This is a genomic window from Desulfobulbus alkaliphilus (genome assembly GCF_016918545.1).
In the GTDB taxonomy this organism is placed as follows: domain Bacteria; phylum Desulfobacterota; class Desulfobulbia; order Desulfobulbales; family Desulfobulbaceae; genus Desulfobulbus; species Desulfobulbus alkaliphilus.
Window position 1 is genome coordinate 1 of sequence record NZ_JAFFQC010000272.1, and the last position, 436, is coordinate 436.

1 protein-coding gene is annotated in these 436 nt (G+C 69.5%); it reads right to left on the minus strand.

Features of this window, described 5'->3' with window-relative positions:
• A partial coding sequence (locus JWG43_RS18485) for a GspE/PulE family protein (protein ID WP_205244388.1) occupies positions 1-436 on the minus strand: 436 nt, incomplete at both ends.

Genomic DNA, 436 nt, shown 5'->3' on the forward strand with positions numbered 1-436 from the left:
GCCGCATACAGCGTGGTCGTCTTGCCCGAACCCGTGGGGCCGGTGACGAGCACGATGCCGTGCGGCTGGTTGATCAGGTGGTCGAAGCGCGCCAGCGTGCCGGCGCCCATGCCGAGCTTGCCCAGGTCGAGCCGGCCGGCTTCCTTGTCGAGCAGACGCAGCACCGCGCGTTCGCCGTGGCCGGTGGGCAGGGTGCTCACGCGCACGTCAACCGGGCGACCGCCCACGCGCAGCGTGATGCGCCCGTCCTGCGGCAGGCGTTTCTCGGCAATGTCGAGCTGCGCCATGATCTTGATGCGCGAAATCAGCGCGCCGTGCAGCGCTTTCTTCGGGCGCACGACGTCGCGCAGCGTGCCGTCGACACGAAAGCGCACGACGGATGCATTCTCGAACGGCTCGATATGGATGTCCGAGGCGCCTTCGCGCGCGGCCTGCG